The organism is Marinagarivorans sp. (assembly GCF_982758155.1).
In genome coordinates this window covers 1-3,292 of sequence record NZ_CEXWTU010000354.1, presented here as the reverse complement: position 1 = coordinate 3,292, position 3,292 = coordinate 1, and the positions used below count along the sequence as shown (strand labels likewise).

At 48.1% G+C, this 3,292-nt stretch carries 3 protein-coding genes; 1 reads left to right on the top strand and 2 read right to left on the bottom strand.

The window, feature by feature from the left end; translation table 11 throughout:
* Positions 1-48: 48 nt before the first annotated feature.
* Positions 49-1,626, bottom strand: coding sequence for an amidohydrolase family protein (locus tag AC3A8L_RS20720; protein WP_487964177.1), 1,578 nt, complete (start codon positions 1,624-1,626; stop codon positions 49-51).
* 37 nt (positions 1,627-1,663) lie between these two features.
* Between AC3A8L_RS20720 and AC3A8L_RS20715 the strand changes: the two genes are divergently transcribed.
* Positions 1,664-2,815, top strand: a complete 1,152-nt coding sequence (locus AC3A8L_RS20715; protein WP_487964176.1) for an AraC family transcriptional regulator — start codon at positions 1,664-1,666, stop codon at positions 2,813-2,815.
* A 51-nt stretch (positions 2,816-2,866) separates the two neighbouring features.
* Here AC3A8L_RS20715 and AC3A8L_RS20710 read toward each other — a convergent pair whose 3' ends face one another.
* Complete coding sequence (locus AC3A8L_RS20710) at positions 2,867-3,070, bottom strand: hypothetical protein (protein ID WP_487964175.1); 204 nt, start codon at positions 3,068-3,070, stop codon at positions 2,867-2,869.
* Between the last annotated feature and the right edge of the window lie 222 nt (positions 3,071-3,292).

The following is a 3,292-nucleotide window of genomic DNA, read 5'->3' as shown; positions in this document are numbered from 1 at the left end:
AAAACAGGCGCCTTCGTCTAATTGGACAAACTATTATTGCCTCGCCCCTTAGTTACGTTTTTTTAAATGCTCGTCGTCGGACTGCGTGACAACCATCGAGGCCGACAAGCTACGGCGATCAATTATTTTATCCTTCAGGAAAATAGTTTCTATCGAATCATAGGCACTTTTATCCTCAAGCGGATTCTTGGCTAGCAATAACAAATTGGCCGCTTTACCTTCTGCCACTGAGCCAATGACATCGTCCAAACCCAACAGCTTTGCATTATCAATGGTCAAGGCCTTAAATAGTTTTTCAAGGCTTATACCCACTTCAACCCAGTGTTGGATTTCCCAATAACCATTGACGCCAGGAAACTGACTAAAATAAGGTCCGCTTGGGGTATCACTACCAAATACCAGTCGCGCGTTTTGTTGTGCCAGTTGCCGGGTATAGTACTTATTTTTATCCAATCCAGATTGCACCGCTTTTTTCACTGCTTGATAGGCTTGCTGCGGATCATCAGTCAGGTTAGGGGATAACATGGGGCCCAGGCGTTTTTTCCACCACTGCCCAGGGTCCGATTGATACCATTCAATAAGGCTCGCGGGAATGGCGTGTTTCACCTCAGCAAGTGAAAAGAAGTCGGGGTCAAATAGCCCCACGTCTCCATGGATAACCTGCATGGTGGGTTGAACCGCAATACCTGATTGCGCAATACGCGCTATCAGCGGATCAATATTATCTGATTCCCTATGCCACACGCTGTGGGCTAGAACGTCTATTCCGCTATCTATAGCAAACTGGTGAGCCTGTTCCGAGTTAGCATGTAAGAACACGCTTAAACCCTGTGCATGCGCTTCTCTGACCAAGCTTCTTATCATCTCCACGGTCGGTACGGGCAGATCTTTTTTCGAGCCATAGCCAGTTTCATAATAGGTTTTAACGCAACGCGCACCTTCTTTTTTTATGCGCTTGGTCAATGCTTTGGGGCTATGTTCTGCAGGATTGATAGACTTGGGTGTGATATCGGCTTGACGCTGGTCAAATAGCAGGTGTGTTGCCATATACGAGTCAAATTGTTTGTCTTTGGGTTGATAGGCCAAGGGGTAACCGTTGGCAATCGGTACTGGCGAACAAAAATAGGCTTCTGGTGCGAGTTCCTGCGAGTTCCACTGGTCAATAGCGTAAGCATCGGAAGTAAGATCAAGCAACGAGGTAAAACCAAAATAAAGATAACTTTTTGGGATCTGCGCTTGAGCCTGGGCAATTAATTTGGCGTCAGTTCCATCAAAAGGGTGACCCGGCACACCATGCAAGTGTACGTGAGAGTCAATTAGCCCCGGCATCAGATATTTGCCAGCACCATCGATCACTTTGTCGGCAGGAGTTTCTTTGTGGTTAATGGTGATGATCTGTCCATTTTTGATTAGAACGTTACGCCTGCCCTTAAGCAGCTTGGCGTTTTCATCAATGATCTGAACATTGCGGATGAGCGTACTGGTTCCGCTACTGCCGGCAAAACTGTAAGCGCAGCAAAACATTAGTATCAAGACGGAGAAAAGTTGCACAGATGCGGTGCGAGTTCGGGGTGTTTCATTAATCCCTCGGTACTTTTGTTTACGATGAAGAAATACGCTTTCCATATTATTTACTCGCGGTAAGATAAGTTGAGGGCTCATATTGCTGTTTTTTGAAGTGAAATGGCGACCTCGAACGCGATTGAGGACTGCAAAACGTCTGATTTGGTACGAATTTATCTCTAATCGGGGGATTTCAGAAGAAAACACTATGGACTCAATACTCGTTCACATCCTGGTAACCAACAGTGTGCTGTGCCTTATTCTAGGCACTCACTGGTTGCTTGGCACTGCATTGCAGCCATTACCGTCTCGTTTACTAGGCGCGAACTATGGCATGTATTCGCTGCAAGGCTTTTTGCTGGTGCTCCACCTGATCATTGATTGGCAGCCTTTGCTTAACTTACGAGGGGTACTTGCGATGCTGGTCGGCCCTTGCCTCTACTTTTATTACCTTAGTGTTGTTACCAAAGATTGGACGTTCAGAGCCATTGATATAGGCCATTTTTTGCCTGCGTTAGTAATGGTGGGCCTGCTAGTCTGGGCAGCGAACACGGTGGGTTATTTTATTCTTGCCAGTTTCACTGTTTATCTCGCATTGAGTCTTGTCAAGCTTAGCAAGGGTGATAAGGCCCTTGTTCACCTTGGCAAACACGCCCCTCTCGCTTATCGCTGGTTGTGTTTCCTGACGGTACTGATGTTTGTGAATTGGTGTATTGACGTGGGTGTCATGGTGGAAATTGCCAATGGCACTATGCCCCGAGAGTCGCTTTCCATCTTGCTGGGCTCGGTGTTCTTTTTGGTGGTTAACGGCTTCACGCTCGTTGCCTCATTAAGGCGCAACTCGTTTTTGGAATGGATGCAGATATTGGGTGACGAGGGGGTAAGGGCGATACTTCCGCCGTCAGTCAATGACGAAGACGCGCAGCGATTATTCGAACAGTGGGCCCAACTTGTGCGTAATGAGCAATTGTATAAACGTGAAGGTGGGTTGACCTTGAAGGACGCAGGCAAGCGCATGGGCATTGCTGCGCGTAAACTGTCTGTGGCGGTTAATCGTATTTACGGCGCGAGTTTTTCGCAATACTTAAACGACCTTCGGGTTCAAGAGGTTAAAAAGCTGTTGCTGGAACAACCTGAATTGAAGCTTACCGATGTGATGCTCGAAGCGGGTTTCGGTACCAAATCTGCTTTTAACAAAGAGTTTCAGCGGGTGGAGTCTATGTCGCCGGGGGAATACCGGCAGCGAATATAAGAAACCGCCCCGCCAAGTAGTCAGGCGGGTACTATCCTAACGGGACACACTCTAAATTGTGGTTGTCGAATTTTGTGTGCCGCCACGCGCAAAGCGGTCGGCCTTGTACTCTACCTCGTCGGCTTTGGTGAGTGGCCCGCCCGCATTCACTGCATAAACCAAAGCGGCGCCAGCGGGAATCGCATCGAGGGAACTAGAAGCGCTGCTAACGGCCGTTACACTGCTCGATATTCCAGTGGGTAGTGGTTTCTTCACTGGGCTTCGCACAGCAAGTCGCTGGCATCTAACGCATGGCTTTTAATGCATATTCGCAGTAGCGGAGGTTCTGCGTGTTCATGTTTAATTGCCCGTATTCGCCTTTAGGGGCGTGCTCTCAGGAATTCAAAAGCGGGAAGTTAGGGGCGAGGTAATAATAGTTTATCCAAAGAGATCGGCTTTCTTATCGAGGCGCTTAAAGGGGCGCATGCCGGGGCCTAT